Annotated in this window: 23 protein-coding genes; 10 read left to right on the forward strand and 13 right to left on the reverse strand. The window is 68.6% G+C overall.

The annotated features are described in order from the left end of the window. Positions 1-8: 8 nt before the first annotated feature. Both smpB and dapA read right to left on the reverse strand, forming a co-directional pair. A complete protein-coding gene (smpB, locus tag PE061_RS19345; RefSeq protein WP_271256839.1) occupies positions 9-494 on the reverse strand; it encodes an SsrA-binding protein SmpB in 486 nt (161 codons plus the stop codon). Next, positions 494-1,375 (reverse strand): 4-hydroxy-tetrahydrodipicolinate synthase, encoded by an 882-nt coding sequence (gene dapA / locus PE061_RS19350; protein ID WP_271256840.1) that lies wholly within the window; start codon positions 1,373-1,375, stop codon positions 494-496. The genes smpB and dapA overlap by 1 nt, the downstream gene beginning before the upstream one ends. 101 nt (positions 1,376-1,476) lie before the next feature. Here dapA and PE061_RS19355 point away from each other — a divergent pair, with 101 nt between their 5' ends. Together PE061_RS19355 and greB are read left to right on the forward strand one after the other, a co-directional pair. Then, positions 1,477-3,534 (forward strand): lytic transglycosylase domain-containing protein, encoded by a 2,058-nt coding sequence (locus tag PE061_RS19355; RefSeq protein WP_271256841.1) that lies wholly within the window; start codon positions 1,477-1,479, stop codon positions 3,532-3,534. Positions 3,535-3,538: 4 nt separating this feature from the next. Continuing rightward, positions 3,539-4,024 (forward strand): transcription elongation factor GreB, encoded by a 486-nt coding sequence (greB, locus tag PE061_RS19360; protein WP_271256842.1) that lies wholly within the window; start codon positions 3,539-3,541, stop codon positions 4,022-4,024. On the opposite strand, the gene PE061_RS19365 is transcribed toward greB, so the two are convergent. The 3 genes from PE061_RS19365 to aspS all read right to left on the reverse strand — a co-directional run bounded on the left by PE061_RS19365 (position 4,014) and on the right by aspS (position 7,606). Further along, entirely contained in the window at positions 4,014-4,928 is a 915-nt protein-coding gene (locus PE061_RS19365) for a hypothetical protein (RefSeq protein WP_271256843.1), read from the reverse strand. The genes greB and PE061_RS19365 overlap by 11 nt on opposite strands. A gap of 94 nt (positions 4,929-5,022) precedes the next feature. Beyond that, on the reverse strand, positions 5,023-5,817 hold the full coding sequence (locus PE061_RS19370) for a polyphosphate kinase 2 family protein (protein WP_271256844.1): 795 nt from the start codon (positions 5,815-5,817) through the stop codon (positions 5,023-5,025). A 4-nt stretch (positions 5,818-5,821) separates the two neighbouring features. Next, entirely contained in the window at positions 5,822-7,606 is a 1,785-nt protein-coding gene (aspS, locus tag PE061_RS19375) for an aspartate--tRNA ligase (RefSeq protein WP_271256845.1), read from the reverse strand. 102 nt (positions 7,607-7,708) lie between these two features. Between aspS and rnd the strand changes: the two genes are divergently transcribed. Then, entirely contained in the window at positions 7,709-8,872 is a 1,164-nt protein-coding gene (gene rnd / locus PE061_RS19380; RefSeq protein WP_271256846.1) for a ribonuclease D, read from the forward strand. Positions 8,873-8,921: 49 nt separating this feature from the next. Here the strand turns inward: rnd and PE061_RS19385 are convergent, their stop codons facing one another. The 5 genes from PE061_RS19385 to PE061_RS19405 form a co-directional block, all read right to left on the reverse strand. After that, the gene (locus PE061_RS19385) at positions 8,922-10,433 is read right to left on the reverse strand and encodes a Ppx/GppA family phosphatase (protein ID WP_271256847.1); all 1,512 of its coding nucleotides are present in this window, start codon (positions 10,431-10,433) and stop codon (positions 8,922-8,924) included. Between the two features lie 82 nt (positions 10,434-10,515). Further along, positions 10,516-12,681 (reverse strand): RNA degradosome polyphosphate kinase, encoded by a 2,166-nt coding sequence (locus PE061_RS19390; protein ID WP_271256848.1) that lies wholly within the window; start codon positions 12,679-12,681, stop codon positions 10,516-10,518. Beyond that, on the reverse strand, positions 12,665-13,303 hold the full coding sequence (locus PE061_RS19395) for an HdaA/DnaA family protein (RefSeq protein WP_271256849.1): 639 nt from the start codon (positions 13,301-13,303) through the stop codon (positions 12,665-12,667). The genes PE061_RS19390 and PE061_RS19395 overlap by 17 nt, the downstream gene beginning before the upstream one ends. Continuing rightward, positions 13,300-14,397: an AI-2E family transporter gene (locus PE061_RS19400; RefSeq protein ID WP_271256850.1), complete on the reverse strand. Its 1,098-nt coding sequence runs from the start codon at positions 14,395-14,397 to the stop codon at positions 13,300-13,302. Before PE061_RS19400 ends, PE061_RS19395 begins: the two co-directional genes overlap by 4 nt. Continuing rightward, the gene (locus PE061_RS19405; protein WP_271256851.1) at positions 14,394-15,704 is read right to left on the reverse strand and encodes a heavy-metal-associated domain-containing protein; all 1,311 of its coding nucleotides are present in this window, start codon (positions 15,702-15,704) and stop codon (positions 14,394-14,396) included. Before PE061_RS19405 ends, PE061_RS19400 begins: the two co-directional genes overlap by 4 nt. A gap of 72 nt (positions 15,705-15,776) precedes the next feature. On the opposite strand from PE061_RS19405, the gene purM reads away from it, so the two are divergent. Genes purM through PE061_RS19425 form a run of 5 tightly spaced genes read left to right on the forward strand, consistent with a single transcriptional unit; the run spans position 15,777 to position 19,358 of the window. Continuing rightward, complete coding sequence (gene purM, locus PE061_RS19410) at positions 15,777-16,868, forward strand: phosphoribosylformylglycinamidine cyclo-ligase (RefSeq protein ID WP_271256852.1); 1,092 nt, start codon at positions 15,777-15,779, stop codon at positions 16,866-16,868. Beyond that, positions 16,858-17,454, forward strand: coding sequence for a phosphoribosylglycinamide formyltransferase (gene purN / locus PE061_RS21695; protein WP_336297007.1), 597 nt, complete (start codon positions 16,858-16,860; stop codon positions 17,452-17,454). The genes purM and purN overlap by 11 nt, the downstream gene beginning before the upstream one ends. Beyond that, positions 17,426-17,797, forward strand: a complete 372-nt coding sequence (locus tag PE061_RS21700; protein WP_336297008.1) for an MmcQ/YjbR family DNA-binding protein — start codon at positions 17,426-17,428, stop codon at positions 17,795-17,797. Before purN ends, PE061_RS21700 begins: the two co-directional genes overlap by 29 nt. Further along, on the forward strand, positions 17,787-18,374 hold the full coding sequence (locus tag PE061_RS19420; RefSeq protein ID WP_271256853.1) for a hypothetical protein: 588 nt from the start codon (positions 17,787-17,789) through the stop codon (positions 18,372-18,374). The genes PE061_RS21700 and PE061_RS19420 overlap by 11 nt, the downstream gene beginning before the upstream one ends. Then, positions 18,375-19,358, forward strand: a complete 984-nt coding sequence (locus PE061_RS19425) for a formylglycine-generating enzyme family protein (RefSeq protein WP_271256854.1) — start codon at positions 18,375-18,377, stop codon at positions 19,356-19,358. 64 nt (positions 19,359-19,422) lie between these two features. On the opposite strand, the gene ndk is transcribed toward PE061_RS19425, so the two are convergent. From ndk to PE061_RS19440, 3 genes are all read right to left on the reverse strand, one after another. Continuing rightward, positions 19,423-19,845 carry a nucleoside-diphosphate kinase gene (gene ndk / locus PE061_RS19430; protein ID WP_271256855.1) on the reverse strand — a complete coding sequence of 141 codons (423 nt, stop codon included), beginning with the start codon at positions 19,843-19,845 and terminating at the stop codon, positions 19,423-19,425. An 85-nt stretch (positions 19,846-19,930) separates the two neighbouring features. Next, on the reverse strand, positions 19,931-20,401 hold the full coding sequence (locus tag PE061_RS19435; protein ID WP_271256856.1) for a DNA polymerase III subunit chi: 471 nt from the start codon (positions 20,399-20,401) through the stop codon (positions 19,931-19,933). Further along, positions 20,398-21,888, reverse strand: coding sequence for a leucyl aminopeptidase (locus tag PE061_RS19440; protein WP_271256857.1), 1,491 nt, complete (start codon positions 21,886-21,888; stop codon positions 20,398-20,400). The genes PE061_RS19435 and PE061_RS19440 overlap by 4 nt, the downstream gene beginning before the upstream one ends. Before the next feature lie 150 nt (positions 21,889-22,038). Between PE061_RS19440 and PE061_RS19445 the strand changes: the two genes are divergently transcribed. After that, the gene (locus PE061_RS19445; RefSeq protein WP_271256858.1) at positions 22,039-24,261 is read left to right on the forward strand and encodes an LPS-assembly protein LptD; all 2,223 of its coding nucleotides are present in this window, start codon (positions 22,039-22,041) and stop codon (positions 24,259-24,261) included. A 138-nt stretch (positions 24,262-24,399) separates the two neighbouring features. Further along, a complete protein-coding gene (locus tag PE061_RS19450) occupies positions 24,400-25,722 on the forward strand; it encodes a peptidylprolyl isomerase (protein ID WP_271256859.1) in 1,323 nt (440 codons plus the stop codon). Positions 25,723-25,728: the final 6 nt, after the last annotated feature.

Consider the following 25,728-nt stretch of genomic DNA (forward strand, 5'->3'; position numbering starts at 1 on the left):
GAAAAACCCTAACCGCGATCCCTGAGGATGCGCGCCTGCTCGCGCTTCCAGTCCCGGTCGCGCTCGGTCGCCCGCTTGTCGTGCAGCTTCTTGCCTCTGGCGAGCGCCAGTTCGACCTTCGCACGACCCCGTTCGTTGAAATATATGGAGAGCGGCACCAATGTCATCCCTTGCCGGGCGACGGCACCGTGCAGCCGGGCGATTTCGCGGCTGTGAAGCAACAGCTTGCGGGGCCGCCGCGGCTCGTGGTTGAAGCGGTTGCCGTGGCTGAATTCGGGGATGTTGGCGTTGATCAGCCACACCTCGTCGCCGTTCACCTCGGCGTAGGATTCCGCGATCGTGCCCTCGCCGAAACGCAGCGACTTCACTTCGGTGCCGGTGAGCGCGATCCCCGCCTCGAAGACGTCCTCGATCGCATATTCGTAGCGGGCCTTGCGGTTTTCAGCGACGGTCTTGACCTTGCTGAAGCTGCCTGCCCGTTGCGGGCGCACCATCAGGCGATCCCGGCATGGGCCATCGCTGCATCCACAATGCGCCGTGCGGCCTCTCCGGCCGGAACCATCGGCAGACGCAGCTCTTCCCGCAGCTTGCCGAGCTTCGACAGTGCATATTTCGCGGGCCCGGGGCTCGCATCCGAAAACAATCCCGCGTGGAGCGGATAGAGACGGTCCTGAAGCACAAGCGCATCGTCCCAGCGCTTTTCAAGGCAGGCCGCCTGGAAATCGGCGCAGAGGCGCGGCGCGACGTTCGCGGTCACGGAAATGCAGCCGTGCCCGCCCGAGGCCATGATGCCGAGCGTCATGTCGTCGTTGCCCGAAAGCTGGATGAAGTCCGCACCGCAGGACAGGCGCTGCTCCGAAATGCGCTGGAGCACGCCGGTCGCATCCTTCACGCCGACGATGTTCGGGATCTCGGAAAGCCGCTTCATCGTCGCGGGTGCGATGTCGACGACGCTGCGCCCGGGGATGTTGTAGAGGATGATCGGCAGGCCGGTCGCCTCGGCGACCGCCTTGAAGTGCTGATAGAGTCCTTCCTGATTGGGCTTGTTGTAATAGGGGCTGACGACGAGCGCCGCATCCGCGCCCGCCTTCTCGGCGTGACGGACGTGCGAAACCGCGCAGGCCGTGTCGTTGGAGCCGCAGCCCGCGATCACCGGCACGCGGCCGTTCGCGGCCTTGATGCAGGCGGCGATCACGGCATTGTGCTCCTCGATCGTCATCGTTGCCGATTCGCCGGTGGTGCCGCACGGCACGAGACCGGTGCTGCCTTCGGCGATCTGCCAGTCCACGAACGCCTCGAAGGTCGCAAAATCCACCGCCCCGTCGCGGAACGGGGTGACAAGTGCCGGAATGGAACCGTAAAATCTCGCTGTCATGCTACTCTCGTCCGTTGCCTCCCCGCGCGCCGCTGCTGCACCTTTGCACGCGCCGGCGGCGGTCGGCCTGTTTGTGGCGTCATAGGAGGCTCAGAAAGTCCGTGTCCAGTGTTACCAGCGTTCTCCTGCGATTTGCCCTGCTTTCAGCGGCCGCGCTTGCCGCGCCGCCCGCCGCTGCCCAGTCGCGCGCTGATGCGGACGCGCTGAAAGCCGGGCTGGAGGCGCAGGCGCGCAATGCGTTCCCGCCTGTCTCCGCGATGGGCGTCGCCGGCTCGCCGACCGCGCAGAAGCTGCTGATGTGGGACCGGCTGCGGCGCCCCGAGTACACGGCCAGTTTCTCCGAGTTCTCCGAATTCCTGCGCGGCAACGCGGACTGGCCGGGTACGGACGACCTGCGCCGCCGCGCCGAAGGCGTGATCAACGATACGACGCCGATGGCGGCGCGGCTCGCCTTCTTCCGTGCGCTGCCGCCGCTTTCGGGTATCGGCCGTTTCCGCCATGCCGAAGCCCTGATGGCGGCGGGCATGACCAACGCCGCCAACACGGAGGCGAAGCAGGCCTGGCGCATGGGCGGCATCGGCCCTGCGCTCGAAAACCAGTTCCTCGCGGCATTCGGCGGCATCCTCAGCCGCGACGATCATGTGTTTCGCATGGATCGCCTGCTCTGGCAGCGCGACCTCACGACCGCCACGCGGATGCTGACCTTCCTGTCCGGCAACGACCGCACGCTGGCGGAGGCGCGCATCGCGCTCCAGCGGGCGGCAGCGGCGAAGGGCGCGGCCGCTGCTCCGGCAGCGGTGGACGCCAATCTCGCGCTCGGCAAGGTCGCTCCCGGCTTCGAGAACGACCCCGGCCTCGTCGCGGACCGCAGCGCCTTCCTGCGCGCCAGCGGCAACAGCCTTGCGGCGCGCCAGCTTCTCGCGCGCGCCGAGATCACGCCCGGCAGCGCGGGGGATCGCAACGCTTGGATGACCGAGGTGCTGGCGGCCGCGCGCGGCGCGGTCAACGACAACCAGCACAGCCTCGCCTTCGAGATCGCCCACAATCACGGCGGCTTCGCGTTCGACCGCCCGCTGACGAGCTATAGCGCCGCCGAACGCGACACGTTCACCAGCCTCGAATGGCTTGCGGGCTGGACGGCGCTACACAACCTGAACCGGGCGCGCGAAGCCGTCCGCCACTTCGAGAATTTCGCCGCGTCGGCGCAGTTCGCGGGCACGCGCTCGCGCGGCCACTACTGGGCGGCCCGCGCGGCGGAAGCGGCCGGGCTCACCATCGACGCCAACCGCAACCTCGAGACGGCAGCGCGCTTCCCGCTCACCTTCTACGGCCAGCTCGCGGCGGAGCGGCTCGGCCGCCCGCTGACGATTCCCGCGAATGCCGATCCTGTCGTTCCGGCGTCCGAGCGACAGGCGTTCGCGGCGGACGACCGCGTCGAAGCCGCCCGGCTGCTCGGCATGGTCGGCGACCGGGCGAAGCAGACGCTGTTCCTGAAAACGCTTGCCGACGGTGCGATCACGACCACCCGCGAGTTCCTCGTCAGCGAGCTATCGCAGCAACTCGGCCGCGCGGACTATGCGCTGATCGCAAGCCGCGGCGAGCTTGCCGAAGGCCCGCCCGCCATCATGCGCTTCGCCTACCCGCAGGTTCCCGTGGGCGGCGTGCTGACGAACAACTGGACGATGATCCACGCGATCACGCGCCAGGAAAGCCGCTTCGATCCCACGGCCGTCAGCCGCGCCGGCGCACGCGGCCTGATGCAGCTGATGCCGGGCACGGCGCGCGAGACGGCGGGCAAGATGGGCACGGCCTATCGCCCCGAGGCGCTGACCGGAGACCCCAACTACAACATCCAGCTCGGATCGACCTATTACCTGAACCTCGTCGACCAGTGGGGCGGCAACCACATGCTCGCCGTCGCCTCCTACAACGCGGGCGCAGGCAACGTGCGCAAGTGGATCGCCGCGAACGGCGATCCGCGTCTGCCGCAGGTGGATGCCGTGCGCTGGATCGAGAACATCCCCTTCTCGGAAACGCGGGGCTATGTGCGCGCCGTGCTGGAAAACGCGGTGGTCTACGACCGGCTCAATCCGTCGCGCGCGGGCCAGCCGTCCACCAACACGCTGTCGGCGTGGATCGGCAAGAACCGCCCCGGTTGAGACGATGGCCGATACACCGAACTACATCACGCCCGCGGGCATGAAGGCACTCGTCGAGGCGCACCGCGCGCTCTTCGAGGTCGAACGGCCGAAGATCGTCGAGATCGTCTCGTGGGCGGCAGGGAACGGCGACCGCTCCGAGAACGGCGACTATCTCTACGGCCGTAAGCGGCTGCGGGAGATCGACCGCGAACTGACGCGCCTGTCGAAGCGGCTGAAGAACGCCCGCGTCGTCGACCCGGCGAAGCAGCCCGACAAGTCCCGCGTATTCTTCGGCGCCACCGTCACCGTTGCCGACGAGGACGACCGGCAACGCACGATCACGATCGTCGGCGAGGACGAGACGGACACGCCGCGCGGCCATATCTCATGGCGCGCACCGCTCGCCGCCGCGCTGAAGGGCGCGACGATCGGCGACCTGAGAAGCGTCCGGCTGCCGGGGGGCGTGCAGGAGCTGGAGGTCGTTTCGATCGCCTACCCTAGTAGTTGAAGCTGTACCGGTACTCGTCGCGCAGTTCCTCGATGCCGAAGCGGATCTCGCCGTCGCTGAGGTGGCCGTCGCGGTTGCGATCCGCCAGCCGTGCGAACTCGCGGTTGGCGCGTCTCGCCTCGTCCTTTGAAAGCTGGCCGTTGCGGTTCCGGTCGAAGTTCCACATCACCCAGTGCTTGGCCGCCGGGTCCTGCCGCAGCCACGGATCGAGCACCGCCCAGCCGCTGCCGTACTGCGCGCCGTAGAACCCGTAACCGGGCCGGTACCACGAATCATAGTCGTAGTGCCCGTAGTAGCGGTTATCGAACGAGAAGTAGCTCTGCCCCCACCAGTAGGGCCGATAGCGATAGGTGGGGCTCGGCCGCACGATCACGATGGGACGGCGGTTCTGGTCGCGCCAGCGGTTGCGGTCCTTGTCGCGGTCATTGTCCCGCCACCGGTCCCGATCGCGGTCCCGATCCTTGTCTCGGTCGCGCCAATCCTTGCGATCCCGATCCCGGTTGCCGTCCCAGTTGCGGTTGTCGTTCCGGTCGCGGTTCCTGTCCCAGTCGCGGCGGTCGCCGTCGCGTCCGTCCCGGTCGCGATTGTTCCAGTCACGCCCGCGATCGCGGTTGCTGGCCTCGTCGCGCTTGTTGTCGCGCCCGATCACGCCGTTCATGCGCTGCTGCACGGCATCCGCCTGCCGCTGCGTTTCCGCGCGGGGCGTGCGGGGTTCCGGCGTCTCGATCCGGCGCACCTGTCCGCGCTCCGGCGGGGCAACCCGCGGCGGCCTCGCCTCGGGCACGCGCGGCGCCTCGCGATTGACCTGCATTCCGCGTTCCCGCTGCGGCCGGATGCCGTCGCGGTCGCTGTTCTGCGCCATCGCCGGACCGGCGAGCACCACGCCGAGCAGCGTACCCGCCATCAAACCTGCCTTGTAAACACGCATTTCGAGCACTCCAGACCCTAGTGTCGTGGAGATTGCGCCTCGCTCGTTGAACCGCGGGTGAAGGTCGGCGTTAGTCGAGGTTCAGCTTTTTGCCGAACGCGGCTTTCGCCAGCTTCACGATCTCGGGCGAAAGCGCCGGAGGGGAAAGATCGAGCTCTTCCGAGAGCCTGTCCGCGACGAGGTTCAAAGCCCTGATGCGCGCGGTTTTCTTGTGCTCGCCGTCGATGATCGTCCACGGCGCATAGGGGGTGTGGGTGCGGGCGAACATGTCCTCGGCCGCTTCCACATAGGCGTCGCGCTTCAGCCGGTTGCGGAAATCCTCGGGCGAGACCTTCCAGCGCTTGTGCGGCGCCTCCATTCGCTCGATCAGCCGCTCGTCCTGCTCCTTCTGGCTCACCGTGAAGAACAGCTTGATGAGCACCGCGCCGTCGTCGACGAGCGTCTTCTCGAAGTTGTTGATCTCATCGTAGGCGCGGCTCCATTCGGCCTTGGTGGCGAAGCCTTCGACGCGCTCCACGAGCACGCGCCCGTACCATGTGCGGTCGAAGATGTTCACTTCGCCGTGCGCGGGCAGCTTCTGCCAGAAGCGCCAGAGGTAGTGGTGGGACTTCTCCTCCTCGTCGGGCGCCCGGATCGGCTGCACGTCGAAGAAACGCGGGTCCCACGGCACCGTCAGCCGCTGGATGAAGCCGCCCTTTCCCGCCGCATCGAGGCCCTCGACCGCCACGATGGCGCGGCGACGACGGCCGATGCAGCTCGACTGCACCGCCGCGAGCCGTTCCTGCACCGCCTCCAGCGCCGCCTCGTAGTCGCCGTTCGAGACCTTCTCGACCTTCGGCAGGCGGTGCAGCGACGGCGCCTTCATCGGCCTAGCCCGCCTTGGGCTTCGGCAGGTCGAGCCTGATGGAAAGCTCCTTCAGCTGCCGTTCGGAAACGCTGGCCGGGGCGTTCATCATCAGGTCCTCGGCCTTCTGGTTCATCGGGAACAGCACCACCTCGCGGAGGTTCGGCTCGTCGGCGAGCAGCATGACGATGCGGTCGACGCCCGGCGCGGAGCCGCCGTGCGGGGGCGCGCCGAACTTGAAGGCGTTGATCATGCCCGCGAAGTTCGTGTCGACCTGCTCCTTCGTGTACCCGGCGATCTCGAATGCCTTGTACATGATCTCCGGCTTGTGGTTCCGGATCGCGCCCGACGACAGCTCGATGCCGTTGCAGACGATGTCGTACTGCCACGCGAGGATTTCGAGCGGGTTCTTGGTCTCCAGCGCCTCGAGCTCGCCCTGCGGCATCGAGAACGGGTTGTGCGAGAAGATGACCTGCTTCGCTTCCTCGTCATACTCGAACATCGGGAAGTCGACGATCCAGCAGAACCTGAACGCGTTCTCCTCGATGAGGCCGAGGTCCTCGCCCACCTTGGTGCGCGCCTTGCCCGCGAGCTTCGCCGCGTCGGCTTCCTTGCCCGCCGCGAAGAACACGCCGTCGTCCGGGCCGAGCCCGAGCGCCGCGATCAGCTTCGCAGTCGCCTCCTCGCCGTGGTTCTTGGCAATGGGGCCCGCGGGCACGCCGTCCTTGATGTTGATGTAGCCGAGCCCTGCGAAACCTTCGCTGCGCGCCCAGTCGTTCATGTCGTCGAAGAACTTGCGGCTGCGCTCGCCCGCGTTGGGCGCGGGGATGGCGCGCACGACGTTGCCGCCTTCCACCATCTTCGCGAAGATGCCGAAGCCGGAGCCGCGGAAGTGCTCGGTCACGTCGACGATCTCGATGGGGTTCCTGAGGTCCGGCTTGTCGTTGCCGTACTTCAGCATGGACTCGGCATAGGGGATGCGCGGGAACGGCGCGGGCGTGACGCTCCTACCGTTCGCGAACTCCTCGAACACGCCTTGCAGGACAGGCTCGATCGCCGCGAAAACATCGTCTTGCGTGACGAAGCTCATCTCGAAGTCGAGCTGGTAGAACTCGCCGGGGCTACGGTCGGCGCGGGCGTCCTCGTCACGGAAGCAGGGCGCGATCTGGAAGTAGCGGTCGAAGCCCCCGACCATCAGCAGCTGCTTGAACATCTGCGGCGCCTGCGGCAGCGCGTAGAACTTGCCCGGATGGATGCGGCTCGGAACGAGGAAGTCGCGCGCGCCCTCAGGCGACGAGGCGGTCAGGATCGGCGTCTGGAACTCGGTGAAGCCCTGCGCGATCATGCGGCGGCGGAGCGACGCGATGACGTTCGAGCGCAGCACGATATTGCGGTGCAGCCGGTCGCGGCGGAGGTCGAGGTAGCGGTACTTGAGGCGGATGTCCTCCGGGTACTCGGTGTCGCCCGCCACCGGCATCGGCAACTCCGACGCAGCGGACTGCACGGAGACGTCCGCCGCCCAAAGCTCGATCTCGCCGGTCGGCAGGTTCGGGTTCACCGTCGCGTCAGACCGCACGACGACCTTGCCCGTGACGGTGATGACGCTCTCCGCGCGCGCGCCGTCCAGCACCGCGAACGCCGGGGAATCCTGATCGCACACGACCTGCGTGAGCCCGTAGTGGTCGCGAAGGTCGACGAACAGCAGGCCGCCGTGGTCCCGTTTGCGGTGGACCCAGCCCGAGATGCGGGCGGTGCTCCCCACGTCCGACTTGCGGAGGGCGCTGCAATGGTGCGTACGATAGACGTGCATTCTCACTCGATTCCGGTGTTTTGTGGCGGGTCAGACACATGCCTGCACGCTTGTTGTCAAGGCGCTGGCATGGAAGCGCCGACCGCCCTAATAGAACCGTCCATGAAAATCCATCCGCTGATTACCGATACGGAGACGCTCGCCGCCTTCTGTGCCCGCCTCGCCACCGCCGACTACATCGCCGTCGACACCGAGTTCATGCGCGAGAACACCTACTGGGCCGACCTCTGCCTGATCCAGCTCGCCTCGCCCGACGAGGCCGCCGCCGTGGACCCGAAGGCGAGCGGGCTCGATCTCGCGCCGCTGCTGGCGCTGCTGGTCGAGGCCGAGGTGCTGAAGATCTTCCATGCGGGCGGGCAGGACATCGAGATCATCCACAACATGACCGGCAAGACCCCCTCGCCCGTGTTCGACACACAGGTGGCGGCGATGGCGCTCGGCATGGGCGAGCAGGTCAGCTACATCAACCTCGTCGCCTCGTTCACCGGCGCGCACCTCGACAAGGGCGCGCGGTTCACCGACTGGGCGCGGCGGCCGCTCGACAAGCGCCAGCTCGACTACGCGATCGGCGACGTCACCCACCTCATCCAGCTTTTCCCCAAGCTGCTCGGCCGCCTCAAGAAGACCGGGCGCGGCGAATGGCTCGACGAGGAGATGGCGCGGCTGACGGCGCCGGAGAACTACGTCAACGACCCGTGGACGGCGTGGCAGCGCATCCGCCTGCCGAGCCGCAAGGCCGATGCGCTCGGCCGCCTGAAGGCGCTGGCCGCGTGGCGCGAGATCGAGGCGCAGCGCCGCGACCTGCCGCGCGGGCGCATCGTGAAGGACGAGACGCTCGCCGATCTCGCCGCGCATCCGCCCGGCGATCAGGAGGCGCTGGGGCGCGTGCGCGGGCTTTCGAAGACGTGGACGACGAACGACATGGGCGCGCGGCTGATGGAGGCGGTGGCCGCCGCCGTGCCGCTTCCCGAAAGCGAGATGCCGGAGCGCGACGCGGGCAAGCCGCGCCTCGGCTCCGATGCCGTGCTCGTCGCCGACCTCCTGAAGCTGCTTCTGAAGATCTGCTGCAAGGAGGCTGATGTCGCACCGAAACTCATCGGAAAGGCGGATCACCTCGAAGCGCTCGCGGCCGGTGTCCGCGACGGGCTGCCGCTGCTGAACGGCTGGCGTTTCGAGGTGTTCGGCCGCGACGCGCTCGCACTCGTCGAGGGGCGGCTGAGCTTCGCCGTGCAGAACGGCAAGCTGAGGATGACCGAACTCACCTGACGCCGAGAGGCACCGGGAGGCGCCGGGCGAACAGGACGCGAAAGGCCTGTCAGGCCTTCTCCACCGCGAAGACCGCGGACAGGCCCATCGCCGCCGCGAGCGCCTCGTGGCGGCGCGCCACGACCTCGGCATAGAGCGGCTGGTAGCGCGGCGTCAGCGTCAGCACGAGGCGGCCGTTCTCGCGGTAGATGCGGCTCTTTTCGAGCGGCCTTGCCGTGCCCGCCGTGAGCCGCTGGCCGAGCCGCAGCGCAAGCCCCCACTTGAACGCGCGCGCCAGTTCCTCGCGGGCCGCGAGACGGGGCAGATCGGCAATCGCCGGGTCGTTCGCGGACCCGCCGTAAGCCGCGAAAAGCGCCGCGCCGAGCAGCGCGCGCTCGCGCCCGTCGATGCCGACCCAGTTGCCGTGCAGCGCAAGCTCCAGCCCCCGCTCCGCGCGGAAATCCGGGTGCGCGCGCCACGCCGTGTCGGCGAGCACGCAGGCGACGAGGCGCAGACGCGTATGGTGCGGCATCTCCGGCGTGAACATGCCGTTCATCCATTCCATCAGCGCCTCGGCGTGCAGCGGGAAACGGCCCTGTATGGCGCCCTCCTGCCGGGCGGCCGAGATGAGCGGGTCCTCGCGCTGAACGTCCTTCGGCAGGTCCGCGTAGAGGATGCCCTCGCGAATGCCGTAGGACGAGGCGATGACGCCGCCGCTGCCGAGCCGCTTCACGACCGAGCGCAGCAGCAGCGCGGCGCCCGGAAGCTGCGGGATGCGCGCCGAGGACAGGCGCGGAATCGCGCGCAGGCGCTTCGGGCTGAGGTTGGGCAGCGCGCGCGCCATGTGATCAATGGCGGCGACATCCATCGCATACTGGTGCACGACCGGCAGCGGGTAGTCGGCGAGGTGCATGTGGAGCTGCGCGAGCGCGCGCCACGAGCCGCCGACCATGTAGAAGGGCAGCCCCTTCCCGTCCGCCGCCCACTTCACCTCGCCGAGCGCCTTCTTCACCAGCCTGCCGAGCGACCGCCCGCCCGCCTTGCGCGCCGCATCGAGCTTCAGCGCGCCGATGGGCAGCGACAAATGGCTGTGCGGCTTGCCCTTCCTGACGCGCACCAGCTCGAGGCTGCCGCCGCCGAGATCGCCGACAACGCCGTCCGCGTTCGGGATGCCGGCGATGACGCCGTAGGCGGCAAGCCGGGCTTCCTCCGCGCCGCTCAGCACGCGCACGTCGAGCGCGCAGCGCCTCCGCGCCATGTCGAGGAAGGCGTCGCGGTTCCGCGCGTCGCGCACCGCGGCCGTCGCGAAGGCGTAGAGCCGGACGACATTCATGTCGTCGCACAGCAGGCGGAAGCGGGTGAGCGCCACGCGCGCGGTCTCAAGCCCCTCGGGCGTGATGGCGCCGGTGTCGGCGACGCCGCGCCCCAGCCCGGCCATCACCTTCTCGTTGAACAGCACCAGCGGCGTGCGCCGGTCGCCGCGAAAAGCGACGAGGCGAATCGAGTTCGAGCCGATGTCGATGACGGCGCTGACCGGAATGTCCCCGGCCCGGCGGCGCTCATTCTTCGTGCTCAGCGCCATTCGCTTGCCCCTGTCGTCGCGCCCTGTCGCCGCAATGCGCCCGGCAATAACGGCTGGCTTGCCCCGAGTCTATTCGGCGGGTCTATTCGGCAGCGGCCGCCGAAAGGCCCGCGTCGGGGTCCGAAAGGTAGAGACGGGGCACGGGGGCGGCGGCCTTGATGGCCGCGCCGCGGCCGGAAAGCGACGGATTCGTCATGAAATAGCGGTGCAGGTTGAACGGCTCGCCCGCCGAGGCGATGCGCTCATAGGTCCCGTCCGGATGCAGTTCCCACGACTGCTCGGTGTCCTTGAGATTGGCGAGCATCACCTGATCGAGAATCTGCGCGTGCACGGTGGCGTTCTCGATGGGAACGAGCAGCTCGACGCGGCGGTCGAAGTTGCGCGGCATCCAGTCCGCCGACGAGGTGAACAGCAGCGCCTTGCGCGAGGGCAGCGCGCTGCCGTTCGCGAAGGCGACGATGCGGCTGTGCTCGAGGAAGCGCCCGACGATGGAGCGGACGCGGATGTTCTCCGAAAGCCCGCGCACGCCGGGACGCAGGCAGCAGATGCCGCGGATCACGAGCTCGATGGGAACGCCCGCGGCGCTCGCCTCGTAGAGCTTGTCGATGATCGCCGGATCGACGAGCGAGTTCATCTTCGCCCAGATGCCGCTCGGCCGGCCGCCTTCCGCGTTCGCGATCTCCGCGTCGATGAGCGCGGTGAGCTTCTGGCGCATCCCGCTCGGCGAGATGGTCATGGCTTCGAGCCCGCGCGGCTCCACGTAGCTCGTCACGTAGTTGAAGATCTGCGCGGCGTCGCGGCCGAGCTTCGGATCGGCGGTGAAGAAGCTGAGGTCGGTGTAGATGCGCGCCGTGACCGGGTGATAATTGCCGGTGCCGAGGTGGCAGTAGGTGCGCAGCGAGCCGTTCTCGCGGCGCACGACGAGCGAGATCTTGGCGTGCGTCTTCCAGTCGATGAAGCCGTAGACGACCTGCACGCCCGCGCGCTCCAGCGCCGCCGCCCACACGAGGTTCTGCTCCTCGTCGAAGCGGGCCTTGAGTTCCACGACCGCCGTGACGGACTTGCCCGCCTCCGCCGCATCGACGAGCGCGCGGACCACGGCGGACTGCTTGCCCGCGCGGTAGAGCGTCTGCTTGATCGCCACCACGTCCGGGTCCGCCGCCGCCTGCCTGAGGAAGGCGAGCACGACGTCGAAGCTCTCGTAGGGGTGATGGACGACGATGTCCTTGGCGCGGATCGCCGCGAAGCAATCGCCGCCGTACTCGCGGATGCGCTCCGGGAAGCGCGGCGTGTAGGGCTCGAACTTGAGGTCCGGGCGGTCCTCCTCGACGAGCTGGGCGAGGTCGGCGATGCCGATGATGCCGGAGACGGGGGTGACGTCGCGGTCGTCGATGTGGAGCGCCTGCTGGACCATCTGGTGGAGGCGCGGCGGCGTGCCGTCCTCGATCTTCAGGCGGATGACACGGCCGCGGCGGCGGCGCTTGATCGCGGTCTGGAAGAAGCGCACGAGGTCCTCGGCCTCCTCCTCCACCTCGATGTCGCTGTCGCGGATGACGCGGAACACGCCGTCGCCGATGATCCTGAAGTTGGGGAACAGGTCGTCCGCGAAGATGCGCACGACGTCCTCAAGCGCAATGTAGCGCGCCTGCGGCCCCGGCAGCCGCACGAAGCGGGCGAGCGGTGCGGGCATCATCACCAGCGCGAGCAGCTCCTCGCCGTCCGATCTGCGCTTCAGCTCCATCGTCAGCGCGAGGCCGCGGTTGGGGATGAACGGGAACGGGTGCGCCGGGTCGATCGCCTGCGGCGTCAGCACCGGGAATATCTGCTCGCGGAAATAGGTCTCCAGCCAGCTTTCGTCCTCGGGGGAAAGCTCGGGGCCTTTCAGGACCTGGAAACCCGCGCCGGCAAGCTCGTCGGAGAGCGCGCGCCAGACGTTCTGCTGCTGCCGCATCAGCGCATCGGCGCGCGCCGTGACGGCGGCGAGCTGCTGCGCGGGGGTGGCGCCGTCGGGGCTGAGAAGCTCGACGCCCTCCTCCACCTGCCCGTGCAGGCCCGCCACGCGGACCATGTAGAACTCGTCGAGATTGGCGCCGGAGATCGACAGGAACCTCAGGCGTTCGAGCAGCGGGTGGCGGGGATTCTCGGCCTCTTCGAGCACGCGGGCGTTGAAGGCCAGCCACGACAGCTCGCGATTGAAATACCGTGCGTTACCGTTCCCTACAGGCTTGATACTATTTCGCTTCGCCACTTTCGTTTCCGTCCACCGTATCACCCAACCGCAGCGCCTCGCGCACCAGCGGCACGGTCACGGCGCGTTGCCCCGCAAGGGCGGCGGCGTCGATCGCGGCGACAGCGGATGCGGCAGCGGCAAAGCTGCGTTCGATCCGTTGTACCATATACTCTATGACAATTGGTGAAACGCGCAGGCCACGTTCGCGAAAAGATTTTGCAACGATTTCTGCGAGCAGGACGTCGTCCGGGGCGTCGATCCGGACGATTCCGGCCGCGGCGAGGCGGGAGCGCAGGTCCGGCAGCCGCACGTCCCATTCGCCGGGCGGTGTCCGCGCCGCGACGAGCAGCGCCGGGCCGCTCCCTTGCGCGGCGTTCCAGGCGTGGAACATCGCGGTTTCGTCGCGGCCGGGCGCGTCGGCATCGTCGAAGATGCGCGCCGCGCCAGGCCGCCGCCCGGCGAACAGCCGCAGCAAATGGCTCTTCCCCGAGCCTTCGGGACCGACGACGATCAGCGTCCGCGACGGCCAGTCCGCCCAGCGGTCGAGCATGGCGACCGCGGCGGCGTTGGCCCCGGAGATGTAGAAATCTGCTTCCCCGTCGGCCGACCGGTATTCGAGCGGCAGCGCGAACTGGCTCATGCGGAAACGGTCACGTCCTCTGGAGGCGGCTCGTCCTCGTCCATGAACAGCGGGCTTTTCAGATATTCGCCGAGCAGCCAGCGCATGACGACGCCGAGAACCGCCGCCACGGGCACCGCGAGGAACACGCCGAGGATGCCCAGAAGCTCGCCGCCCGCGAACACGGCGAACAGCACCCACAGCGGATGCAGGCCGATGCGGTTGCCGATGAGGTTCGGCGTCAGCACCGTGCTTTCGAGGATCTGGCCGACGAAGAAGATGACGAGGATGAGGCCGAGGTGCAGCACGTCCGGCCCCCACTGGCCGAGGCCGACGAGGAGACCGAGCCCGACCGAGACGACGACGCCGAGATAAGGCACGAAGCCGAGCACGCCCGCGAGCGTGCCGAGCACGAGCGCGTAGTTGAGGCCAAGGAGGCTCCAGCCGACCGAATAGAAGATGGCAAGCGACAGGCAGACGAGCGACTGGCCGCGCACGAAACCCGCGAGCGCCGCGTCCGATTCGCCGAGCAGGCGGCGGATCGTCCCAGCGTAGCGGGGCGGCCACCACGCGTTGATCCGCGCCGTCAGCACGTCGTAGTCGCGCAGCGCATAGAAGGCGACGACGGGCATCATCACGAACAGCGCCAGCAGGTTGAAGACCGCGAGGCCGCGGCTCAGAATGCCGGTGGCGAGGGTGCTGAGCCACGCCGCGGCGCGGTGCATCAGGTCGTTGGTGAAGGTTTCCAGCGCCACGACGTCGCCGGCCGCATCGGAAAGTCGCTCCACCAAAGGCCCAAGGGACTGAATGAGTTGCGGCAGGTTCTGCACAAGCTGCTGGAACTGCGCGACCACGAGCGGCGCCATCGCGAGGATGAGCAGCGCGAACACGCCGAAGAAGCCGATCAGGATCAGCATCGCGGCCGCCCAGCGCGGCACGCCGCGCGCTTCCAGCCGGTCCGCCACGGGGTCGAGCAGGTAGGCGATGACGAGCCCCGCGATGAACGGCCCGAGCACGCCGCGCGTGGCATAGGCGAACCACAGGATGATCGCAGCGACGAGAATCCAGCGGATCGGGATTCGCCGCCGACCGCCGAGGACGGCGCCGTCGATCACCGCTCGTCGCCGTTCGCGGGCGGCATCAGGTCGCGCGGCCCGTCGCTCTCGGTGACGCCGTCGTCCGCGAGCGGGAGCGCCGGCAGCGCCACGATGGGACGCGGCAGCGGCGCCTCGCCTTCCGCCCGGCGGCGAAGCCGGCTGCCGTCGAGGCGCCAGCCGCGCTGGTCGAGCGCGTAGCGGAGCATGGGATAATCGACCGCATGATTGATGCGCACCTGCGACATGCCGCCGATCGAGAGACCGAGCAGCGTGAGCCCGTCCACCTCCGGCACCGACCGGAGCGAGGCCTCGATCGTGTTCCAGCTCGCCGGGTCGGGGGTCGCGACGCTCACCGTGGTTCCCATCGACCCCAGCGCCTCCGCCGGATCGAGCACCGGCGACACGTCGACCGGCTCGATGGACAGCGTCAGCGTCGGGTCGGCGCGCAACACGCCGGACTGGAGCGCCCGCGCATAGGCGGCGTCGATGCGGCGCACGGCGGTGTCGAGCATGGCGTCGAGCTCGCCCGCCGCACCCGCGCGCAGGCGGAAGCGCGTCAGCACCTCCGAATCCGGGCCGTGGCGGGCAAGGAAGGTGGCGACGATCGGCCCGCCCGGATAGGTGCGGTCGAGATGCGCCTCCGCCACCAGCAGGTTCTCGGCGCCATAGCGCGACAGGATCGAGCGCCACAGGCCGCGGTTGTCGCGCCGCGCCTGCCAGCCGGTCAGCAGCAGCGCGTCCGACGCATTGCCGCCCGCACGCACGTAGGAGATGGGACTGGAATCCGTGCCGAAGCGCGACCATGCCTGTAGCCACGGCGAGCGACCCTCGTAGACCGAGGTGACACCGCCGTCCGCGAGCACCGGCAGCAGCAGCATCGGCGCGGATTGCAGCACGCGCGCGTTCGCGGGAAGCCGCTCCCCGGCGCGCACGCGGTCGAACACGACGCCGAGCTTGCCGACATAGCGCTTGTCCGAGAAATGCTCTTCCTGCACCTCGACGCCGCTCACCATCGCCTCGATGGCGCTGTCCGGCAGCTTCGGCGCGCCCGAGGCGGCAACGCCCGTCATCCGCGCATAAAGCTGCGGCCACGCCTGCCGCGCTGCCTCTCGGAACGCGGCGACGCGCGCGGCTTCCGCCGAGCCCGCAACCACGTCCACGTCGATGTCGCCGACGAGGAAGGCGCTGCCGCCCGCGGCGGGCGCCTCGGCCGGCGCTTCGGTCTCGGGGGCCGCGTCCTGCGCCAGCAGCGGCACGGCGACGGCCGCCGCGAGTGCCGCGACCACGGCCGCCATCCATCCGTTGAGCTTGCGTTTGAAGGTCACGGCGCCTCTATGCCAAACACGGCGCGAATTGGGAGTCGAATATTTCGCGCTTCGGCGCTATGGCCGGGCGCCATGACGGGCAAATCCTACAGCTACGCCGACGCGGGCGTCTCCATCGCGGCCGGAAACACCTTCGTGAAAGCCATCTCCGCGCTGGTGAAGGCCACGGCGCGCCCCGGCGCGGACGCCGAGATCGGCGGCTTCGGCGCGTTCTTTGACCCCAAGGCGGCGGGCTTCAACGACCCGCTACTGGTCGCGGCAACGGACGGCGTCGGTACCAAGCTGAAACTCGCCATCGACACCGGCAGGCACGGCACGGTCGGCATCGACCTCGTCGCCATGTGCGTGAACGACCTCGTCGTGCAGGGCGCCGAACCCCTGTTTTTCCTCGACTATTTCGCGACAGGCAAGCTGGAGCAGGGCGTCGCCTCCGCCGTGGTCGCAGGCATCGCCGAAGGCTGCCGCATCGCGGGCTGCGCGCTCATCGGCGGCGAGACCGCCGAGATGCCAGGCATGTACGGCGCGGGCGACTACGACCTCGCGGGCTTCTCCGTGGGCGCGGTCGAGCGCGGGCAGCAGCTCACCGGCGAGCGCGTCGCGCACGGCGACGTGCTGCTCGGCATCGCCTCCTCCGGTTTCCATTCGAACGGCTACTCGCTCGTGCGCCGCATCGTGGCGGACAAGGGCCACGGGCTGGACACTCCTGCCCCGTTCGACGCGGGCCGGACACTCGGCGAGGCGCTGCTCGCGCCGACGCGTATCTACGTGAAGCCGCTGCTCCCGGAAATCCGCGCGGGCCGCATCAAGGCACTCGCGCACATCACCGGCGGCGGACTGCTGGAGAACGTGCCGCGCGTGCTGCCGAAGGGCGCGCACGCCCGCATCGACACGGGCGCGTGGGCGCTGCCCCCGGCGTTCGCATGGCTCCAGCACGAAGGCCATATCGCCGCGGCGGAAATGGCGCGCACGTTCAACTGCGGCATAGGCATGGTCGTCGTGGTGGCTCCGGCTGACGTCGAAGCCACGCTCGGCGCGCTCGCCGCCGCGGGGGAAACCGTCTACATCATCGGCGCCATCGACGAAGGCGAGACCGGCTGCACCGTCACCGGCGACGCCGAGACATGGGGCAGCCGCGAGGCGTGGGAAGCCGTGCATGTCGCCTAAACTCCGCGTCGGGGTGATGATCTCCGGGCGCGGCAGCAACATGGCCTCCATCCTTGCCGCCGCCGAGGCGCCCGACTGCCCCTACGAGGTGGTGCTCGTCGCCTCCAACAACCCGGCAGCCCCCGGCCTCGCCTTCGCGGACGAACGCGGCGTGGCCGTCTGGGCACACGACCATCGCGGCATGAAGCGCGCCGAGTTCGACAGGCTGGTCGACGCGGCGATGCGCGCGGCGAACGTGCAGATGATCGCGCTCGCGGGCTACATGCGGCTGCTGTCGCCGGAGTTCGTGGAAAGCTGGGCAGGGCGCATCCTCAACATCCACCCGTCGCTGCTGCCCAGGTACAAGGGCCTCGACACGCACGCCCGCGCCATCGCGGCCGGGGACGGCGAAGCGGGCTGTTCGGTGCACATCGTGACGCCGGAACTCGACGACGGCCCCGTGGTGGCGCAGGCGCGCGTGCCGATCCTTGCCCACGACACGCCGGAAACGCTTGCAGAGCGCGTTCTGAAAGAGGAACATCGCCTGTATCCCGCAGCGCTTGCGAAATGTGCCGCCGATGTCCTCCGATCCGGAAATCCTGCTTGAAAACGTGCGCCGGCGGGCGCTCGCCCTGCCCGCCGCCGCCGAGAAACTGTCGCACGGCGCACCCGGCTTCTACGTGGAGAAGGGCAAGTTCTTCGCCTATTTCAGCGACGACCACCACGGCTGCGGCATCACCGCGCTGCTGGTGAAGACGAGCGGCCTCGAAGAGCAGGCCATGCTGATCGAGGCCGACCCCGACCTCTACTACCGGCCGCCCTACCTCGGCCCCTACGGCTGGATCGGCATCCGTCTCGACCGGGGCGAGCCGGACTGGGAGCATGTGAACGACTGGCTGGTGAAAAGCTGGCGCCTGTCCGCGCCGAGGAAGCTCGCCGATGTCTTCTGATCCGGCGGAAACGCACGGGAAATACCGCCGACGCCTGTCGCTCGGCGAGATGATCGCCATACTCGCGCTCGTGGTTTCGGCGCTGACGCTGCTCAACAACTATATCGGCCGCAAGGATGCGGAAACGGAACGGCTGGAACGCGTGAGCGCGCCCGTACCAAAACACGAGATCGGCCTGATCGCCGTCAGCGGCGGCGGCTCCGGCCTTGAATTCAAAGCGGCGGACTGCGCGCTGCAAGGCACGGAAATCCGTTTCCCGAGCGCACTCGGCGTCGAGCCGCAATCGACCGTTCTGGAACACCGCATCGAAACGGCGTGGTTCGAAAAGCCGCTGCTGAAGGCGATCGGCAAGGACGTACGGGAGGGCCGCGTGCCGGTGGCGATCAGCAGCCGCTGCGTGGGCGCGGACGGAACCCGCGTCGAGACGGCGATCTACGACGTCGCCTACCGCATCGAGCCGCGCGTCGTGCTCGGCCGCACGGTCAAGCTTCGCGGGATGCTGCGACGCGAGGCCGTCCGTGGGGACGGCCTCGCCGAACTCGACAGGTTGTGGAAGCCTCAAACCTTGGTCCAGTGAATGCCGACGAGACCGAACCCGATCCAACCCACCCTTGCGACGGCGCTGCTGCTCGTGACCTGCCTGATGCCGACACGGGGAGACGCAGGGCTGCGGTCCGCCGCTGCTGACCAGGCGTTTCGCGACCCGCTCGGGTCCGGCGGCGAGGGACCGGCGATGATGGCGTTGCCCGGCGGCCGCTTCGTGCAAGGAAGCCCGGCCGACGAGAGCGGCCGCAGCGACGACGAAGGCCCGCTGCGCGAGGTAAGCATCGGACCGTTCGCGCTGGGCAAGTACGAAGTGACGCGCGGCGAGTACCGCAAGTTCGTGGAGGCGACGGGGTATCGCACCGATGCCGAACGCAACGTGGCGGTGCATGGCCAAGGTGATGCCGAAGGCTGTTTCACCCACAGCGGCAACGGCGCGTTCGGCTGGTCGGCGGGGACGAATTGGCACAATGCAGGCATGGCGCAGGATGATAGCCACCCGGTGGCGTGCGTGAGTTGGAACGACGCGCAGGCCTACGTGGAATGGCTGCGACGGGAAACCGGCCAAGCCTATCGGCTGCCGAGCGAGAGCGAGTTCGAGTACGCCAACCGCGCCGGAACGACGACCCCCTGGCCTTGGGGCACGGACCCGGACGGAGGCTGCGGCCACGCCAACTACGCCGATGCCGACCTGGAATCGCGCTTCGACAACTTCGTCACCGCCTCGTGCAGCGACGGCCATGTCTTCACGGCGCCCGCAGGCAGCTACCCGGCCAACGGCTTCGGCCTGTACGACATGGCCGGGAACGTGGTGGAGTGGACGCAGGACTGCTGGAACGCCGGTTATGAGGGCGCGCCCGACGACGGCAAGGCATGGGAAAGCGGGGACTGCGCCCTGCGCGTGATGCGCGGCGGGTCGTGGGGCTTCGGGCCCCAGGCGCTGCGTGCGGCCGCCCGCTTCAAGCCCGCCGCCGCCGGCCGCGGTGGACGCGCGGGTTTCCGCGTGGCGAGGGACTGACCTTTATCTGCCGCGAAAGCGTGGCGGGCGGGCGATACCGCCGACCGTCTCGACAGTTCCGGCCTTAGCCGACGATTTCTTCGGGCTTGAAGAAGAAGTCGATCTCGATCCTGGCGTTCTCGAGGCTGTCGGAGCCGTGCACCGAGTTCGCCTCGATCGATTCCGCGAACGCCTTGCGGATCGTGCCCTCGTCGGCGTTCGCCGGGTTGGTGGCGCCCATCACCTCGCGGTTCTTCGCGACGGCGTCCTCACCTTCGAGAACCTGCACGACGACCGGACCCGAGGTCATGAACGCGACGAGATCGCCGAAAAACGGGCGCTCGCGGTGCACGCCGTAGAAGCCCTCGGCCTGTTCCTTCGTCATGTGGATGCGCTTGGACGCGACGACGCGGAGACCGGCTTCCTCCAGCATCCTGGTGACGGCGCCCGTCAGGTTGCGACGCGTGGCGTCGGGCTTGATGATCGAAAAGGTACGCTGCAGCGCCATGACGGGTCTCCAGATAGGGCGTGATGTAGGGTTTCAGGAAGTCGCGCGCCCAATATCCGGGCGCGGTCACGATTGCAAGCCGCCCTTACCCCGCCTTCTGCCAGCCGCCCTTCTCGCCCTGCGTCCAGTAGACCGGCTCGACACCCTCGCGTGCTTTCAGCGCGCGCCAGTGGGCACGGGCAGCGGCGAGCGAGTTCGCGTCGTTGCCGTCGAACAGGTAGAGCACGCGCGCGAACGCGGCCGGGTCGCCGGGCAGCTTACCGCCGAGCGAGATGAGCAGGTCGGCGCCGTTCGCGGGCGTGAAATCGTCCGCGAGCAGCACGGGCTGCGCCGCCGGATTGTCGCGCCCGTGCGGCAGGAAGCTGCCGGGGTCGTAAGTCCAGAGGTAGCTGTCCAGCGCATCCAGTTCGCCGCCGTCCGACGAGTGGACGAGCACGCGGTGCCCGGCCTCGATCGCCTTGCCCGCGAGAACGGGCACGACGTCGAACGGGCGCGAGCGCGTGCAGTGATAGAAGCCGACCGGCGTTAAAGGGGAGGTTGGCGCGGTGGCGTTCACGCTTCCAGCGTGTCCTCGACGAAGCGGTCGAGCAGGCGCACGCCGTAGCCGGTCGCGCCTTTCTCCCACGTGTTGCCGGGCTTCGACGCCCAGACCATGCCCGCGATGTCGAGATGCGCCCACCGGACGCCATCGTTCACGAAGCGCCCAATGAACTGCGCGGCGGTGATCGAGCCGGCATCGCGCGGGCCGACGTTCTTGATGTCGGCGATCGGCGAGTCGATCAGCTTGTCGTAAGCGCTGCCGAGCGGGAAGCGCCACAGCTTGTCGCCGGTCGCGATGCCCGCGCTGACGAGCTGCTTGGCAAGCTCGTCGCTGTTCGAGAAGATGCCCGCATATTCGTGGCCGAGGCTGATGATCATCGCGCCGGTGAGCGTCGCGAGGTCGACGACGACCTCGGGGTTGAAGCGCTTCTGCGCCCATGTGATCGCGTCGCACAGCACCAGCCGCCCCTCGGCGTCGGTGTTGATGACCTCGACGGTCTGGCCGGACATCGTCGTCACCACATCGCCGGGGCGCTGGGCATTGCCGTCCGGCATGTTCTCGACGAGGCCGCAGATGCCGACGACGCGCGCCTTGGCGCGGCGGAGCGCAAGCGCCTTCATCGCGCCCGCGACGGCGCCCGCGCCGCCCATGTCCCACTTCATGTCCTCCATGCCCGCGGCGGGCTTGATCGAGATGCCGCCGGTGTCGAAGGTGACGCCCTTGCCGACGAACACGGTGGAGGTCTTCGCCTTGCCGTTCGTCCCGTCCCATTCCATGACGAGCAGGCGCGGCGGCTTCGCCGAGCCCTGCGCGACGCCGAGCAGCGCCCCCATGCCCGCGGCGCGCATCTCGCTTTCGTCGAGCACCTCGATCTTGATGCCGAGATCGGCGAGCGGACGGCAGCGTTCGACGAAACTTTCGGGATAGATGACGTTCGCGGGCTCGCTGACGAGGCTGCGCGCGAAGCCGACGGCCTCGACGAGCGGCTCCAGCCGCGCCCATTCCTGCCCGGCGCTGCCCGCGTTGGCAATCGCGATCTCGCCGAGCGTCGGCTTCTGCTTCTCGGGCAGCTTTGTCCGGTACTTGTCGAACCGCCATGCGCGGAGCGACGCGCCGAGCGCGAGGTGCGCGGCCGCCTTCGGCGTATCGAGCGCGAGATCGCTGAGACCGCCGAAATCGACCGTGGCTTTCGTCTCGCCCGAGGTCAGCAGCCGCGCGGCAAGCGCGCCGCCGATCCGCTCGAACACGGCGGCGTCGGCATGACCGGGCTTGCCCGTGCCGATCACGAGAACGCGCGAGGCGTCCGTGCCCGAAGGCGCCAGCAGCTCGGCGATCTGCGCGGCATCGCCCTCGAACCGCGCCGTCTTCACGGCATTGGCGAGAGCGCCGCCAAGCGCTGCATCCAGTGTCTGCGCCGCTCCCGAAAGCACCGCGTCCTTCGCCGCGAAAACCACAAGGGCAGTGCCCGGCGTGTGCGACGTAACCCCGAACTCGATGCGCATCGGATGAACTCTCCTGGAAGAAAAAGCGGTCCGGGCGTTCTAGCCGCCCGGCAGGCGGACCGCAATTCACGGCGTATCGAAGCCCGCTGCTTGCCGCCGCGGGCACGCCGCGGGTAAGAGGCGCTGTCCGCCTGTTCGGAGAGCGCTTTCTTGTCCCGTCGCCTTGCCGTCTTTCTGCTGTCCACCGCGCTTGCGGGATTCGCCGCGCCCGCGCTGGCGCAGACGGAAGGCGCGTCCGCCCCGGCGGACGCGGGCCCTGTGCTGAAACCGGGCGACGCGATCGAGTTCGCCGCGGACACGATGGAATACGACGACGACACGCAGCTCGTGACGGCACGCGGCAACGTCGTCGTCACGCGCGACGGCTACCGCCTCACCGCGAACGAGGTCGAATACGACCGCAAGACCGGCAAGGTCGAGGCGCGCGGCGCGGTGAAGGTGATCGACCCCGACGGCAACGAGGCCTTCGGCGAGCGCGTCGAACTCGACGAATCGCTGCGCGACGGCGCGGTGGAGAACATCCTGCTCGTGCTCCAGGACGGCGGGCGCCTCGCCGCCCACGACGGCCGACGCGAGGCCGGGCGCACCACGGTGAACCGCGCGGTCTATTCGCCGTGCGACATCATCGGCGTGGACGGCTGCCCCAAGGAGCCGCTGTGGCAGGTGAAGGCGCTGCGCGTGCGCCACGACCCCGACCGCAAGCGCGTCTACTACAAGGACGCCAGCCTCGAATTCCTCGGCATCCCGATCTTCTACACGCCGAGCCTGTCTCACCCCGACGGGCCGGGCCGCAATGCGACCGGCATCCTCGTCCCCTCCGTCACCATCGACCGCTCGCTCGGCGTCTCGGTCGAGCTGCCGTATTTCCTGAGCTTCTCCGAGAGCAACGACCTGACGATCGCGCCGATCGTCTACACCGAGGTCAACCCGGCGCTTTCCGTCGAATACCGGCACCAGACCGCGTCCGGGCCGCTGCGCTTCGGCGGCATCGGCACCTATTCGTCGGAACTCGATTTCCCGGACCCCGCAGGCACCGGCATCCCCAACAAGCAGTTCCGCGGCTATGTCTACGGCAACGGCCGCCTTCAGCACGGCCGCAACTGGCGCTCGACGTTCGGCATCCGTCTCGCCACCGACGATACCTTCCTGCGCCGCTACGACATCTCCCGCGACGACACGCTGCGGAATTTCTACCAGATCGAGCGCTTCGGCGTGGAAAGCTACTTCGCGGTCGAAGGCTGGGCGTTCCAGGGCCTGCGGCAGACGGACGTGGCGGGCCTGACGCCGATCGCGCTGCCGCTGATGAGCTACATGTGGTCGCCGAGCGAGACGATCGGCGGCGGGCGGCTGAAGATGGCGGCGGACACGGCGGCGATCACCCGCACCGACGGCATGGACACGCAGCGCGCCTCCGCCTCGGCCGAATGGAAGCGCAGCGCCATTACGCCGTGGGGACAGCGCGTGACGGCGACCGGCCTCATCCGCGGCGACATCTACCACGTCACCGACAGCGCCTTCGCCGAGCTTCCGATCTACGCCGGGCGCGACGGCTGGGAGGGCCGCATCCTGCCCGCCGCCGCACTCGACATCGAATGGCCGCTGGCCGGCCCCGCGTTCGGCGGCACGCAGACGCTGACGCCGCGCGTACAATTCTCCGTCTCGCCGAGCGACGTGAACGACCATATCCCGAACGAGGATTCGCGCGCCGTCGACCTCGACGACACCAACCTCTTCGACCTGAACCGCTTCCCGGGCGCGGACCGCTGGGAAGGCGGGCAGCGCGTGACCTATGGCGCGACGTGGCGGCTCGACCGCCCGCGCTGGCGGATCGAAAGCGAGTTCGGCCAGAGCTACCGCTTCGACAATACGCCGGGCGCGTTTCCGCCGGGGACCGGCCTTTCCGGCAACTTCTCCGACTTCGTGGGCCGCAACACGCTGCGCATCGGCAGCGGCTTCGACCTCACGCACCGCTTCCGCCTCGACAAGACCAGCCTGAAGCTGCGCCGCAACGAGGTCGACGTGACGGTGGGCAACAAGCGCACCTACGCGACGGTCGGCTACGTGAAGCTGGACCGGGACATCGGCATCGAGGACCTCGAGGACCGCGAGGAGGTGCGCGCGGGCGGGCGCATCAGCTTCGCGCGCTACTGGTCGGTGATCGGCTCGGTGATCGTCGATCTCACCTCGCGCGCCGAAGACCCGCTCAACACCTCGGACGGTTTCGAGATGGTGCGTCACAGGCTCGGCATCGCCTATCAGGACGAATGCTTCGAGTTCGGCGTCACGTGGCGGCGCGACTACGTTGAGGACCGCGATTTCCGACGCGGCAACGCCTTCCTGTTCTCGATCAGCCTCAAGAACCTCGGCCGCTAATCGGCTGTTCAGCCGCAGGGGATTAGCTGGCACCGCAAGCGTAAACGATACGCTGACATTCATGTCCGCGCGTGCTAGGCGGCATGACCTGAGAGGCTACAAGACCGCTTCGGCACCGCCGGGACGGGGGAGAGATTGATGAGGTTTTCGACGCTGCGCTGGCTTGGTGCCGGTGTCGCAGTTCTTGCTGCAGGGTCAACACTGGCCCAGAATTCGCCGCTCGCCGGCCTCACCGATCCCGAAATCGAGATTCTCGGCCAGCCTGTCGACCCGACCGTTCGCAAGGCGACTGCGATCGTCAACGGCGACGTCATCACCGACACCGACATCGACCAGCGTCTCAATCTGGTGCTTGCCGCCAATCAGGGGCAGGTGTCCGACGACGAACGCACGCGCCTTCGGCTTCAGGTGCTGCGCAACCTCATCGACGAGAAGCTCCAGATCCAGGAAGCGACCGCGCAGGAAGTGAGGATCGCGCAGGACGAGGTCGACCAGGCGTTCACGCGCGTCGCCTCCAACTTCCGCATGAGCAGCGACCAGTTCGACGAGTTCCTGAAGGCGCGCGGCACGTCGCAGACCTCGCTGAAGCAGCAGATCCACGCCGAGCTTGCATGGAGCCGCCTGCTGCGCCGCCGCGTCGAGCCGTTCGTGAACGTCGGCGACGACGAGGTGCAGGCGCTGATCGACCGTCTCAATGCCGCCAAGGGCACCGAGGAGTTCCGCATCGCCGAGATCTTCCTGACCGCGACGGCGGAAAACGCCGAGCAGGTCCGCGAGAACGCACAGCGCATCGTCGATCAGGTGCGGCAGGGCGGCTCGTTCATCGCCTATGCGCGGCAGTTCTCCGAAGCCTCGACGGCGGCGGTCGGCGGCGATCTCGGCTGGGTACGCCCGGCGCAGCTTTCGCCCGAGCTGGCCCCGGTGGTGGAGAGCCTGCCGCGCGGCGACGTCTCCAACCCCATCCAGATTCCCGGCGGCTTCGCGATCATCGCGCTCGTCGACAAGCGTCAGGTGCTCGCCGCCGATCCCAAGGACGCGGTGCTCGCCGTGAAGCAGATCACCGTGCCGCTGCCCGCGGACGTGACGCAGCAGCAGGCCGCGGGCATCGTGCAGCGGTTGCAGGCGGGCACGCAGGGCATGGGCGGCTGCGGCGGCGCCGAGGCGCTCGCCGAGAGCTTCGGGGGCAATGTCGTCGCCAACGATCAGGTCCGGCTCGGCGACCTGCCGCCGCAGCTTCAGGAGATCATGGAGCCGATGCAGATCGGCCAGAGCACGCCGCCCTTCGGCACGCGCGAGGACGGCATCCGCGTGCTCGTGCTCTGCGGCCGCGAGGACCCGCCCGACGCCGGCGCGCCCTCGTTCGACCAGCTCTACGCGCAGATGGAAGAGAGCAAGGTCGCGATGGCGGCGCGCCGCTACCTGCGCGACCTTCGCCGCGACGCCGTTATCGACTACCGGTGATCGGGG

This window comes from Sphingosinicella microcystinivorans (genome assembly GCF_027941835.1).
Classification (GTDB): domain Bacteria; phylum Pseudomonadota; class Alphaproteobacteria; order Sphingomonadales; family Sphingomonadaceae; genus Sphingosinicella.

Bases quoted from the DNA above. Each gene is read 5' to 3' on its own strand.
- smpB (WP_271256839.1), bottom strand. From the start codon at position 494: ATGGTGCGCCCGCAACGGGCAGGCAGCTTCAGCAAGGTCAAGACCGTC.
- dapA (WP_271256840.1), bottom strand. From the start codon at position 1,375: ATGACAGCGAGATTTTACGGTTCCATTCCGGCACTTGTCACCCCGTTC.
- greB (WP_271256842.1), top strand. From the start codon at position 3,539: ATGGCCGATACACCGAACTACATCACGCCCGCGGGCATGAAGGCACTC.
- PE061_RS19365 (WP_271256843.1), bottom strand. From the start codon at position 4,928: ATGGCGGGTACGCTGCTCGGCGTGGTGCTCGCCGGTCCGGCGATGGCG.
- PE061_RS19370 (WP_271256844.1), bottom strand. From the start codon at position 5,817: ATGAAGGCGCCGTCGCTGCACCGCCTGCCGAAGGTCGAGAAGGTCTCG.
- aspS (WP_271256845.1), bottom strand. From the start codon at position 7,606: ATGCACGTCTATCGTACGCACCATTGCAGCGCCCTCCGCAAGTCGGAC.
- rnd (WP_271256846.1), top strand. From the start codon at position 7,709: ATGAAAATCCATCCGCTGATTACCGATACGGAGACGCTCGCCGCCTTC.
- PE061_RS19385 (WP_271256847.1), bottom strand. From the start codon at position 10,433: ATGGCGCTGAGCACGAAGAATGAGCGCCGCCGGGCCGGGGACATTCCG.
- PE061_RS19395 (WP_271256849.1), bottom strand. From the start codon at position 13,303: ATGAGCCAGTTCGCGCTGCCGCTCGAATACCGGTCGGCCGACGGGGAA.
- purM (WP_271256852.1), top strand. From the start codon at position 15,777: ATGACGGGCAAATCCTACAGCTACGCCGACGCGGGCGTCTCCATCGCG.
- purN (WP_336297007.1), top strand. From the start codon at position 16,858: ATGTCGCCTAAACTCCGCGTCGGGGTGATGATCTCCGGGCGCGGCAGC.
- PE061_RS21700 (WP_336297008.1), top strand. From the start codon at position 17,426: ATGTCCTCCGATCCGGAAATCCTGCTTGAAAACGTGCGCCGGCGGGCG.
- PE061_RS19420 (WP_271256853.1), top strand. From the start codon at position 17,787: ATGTCTTCTGATCCGGCGGAAACGCACGGGAAATACCGCCGACGCCTG.
- PE061_RS19425 (WP_271256854.1), top strand. From the start codon at position 18,375: ATGCCGACGAGACCGAACCCGATCCAACCCACCCTTGCGACGGCGCTG.
- ndk (WP_271256855.1), bottom strand. From the start codon at position 19,845: ATGGCGCTGCAGCGTACCTTTTCGATCATCAAGCCCGACGCCACGCGT.
- PE061_RS19440 (WP_271256857.1), bottom strand. From the start codon at position 21,888: ATGCGCATCGAGTTCGGGGTTACGTCGCACACGCCGGGCACTGCCCTT.
- PE061_RS19450 (WP_271256859.1), top strand. From the start codon at position 24,400: ATGAGGTTTTCGACGCTGCGCTGGCTTGGTGCCGGTGTCGCAGTTCTT.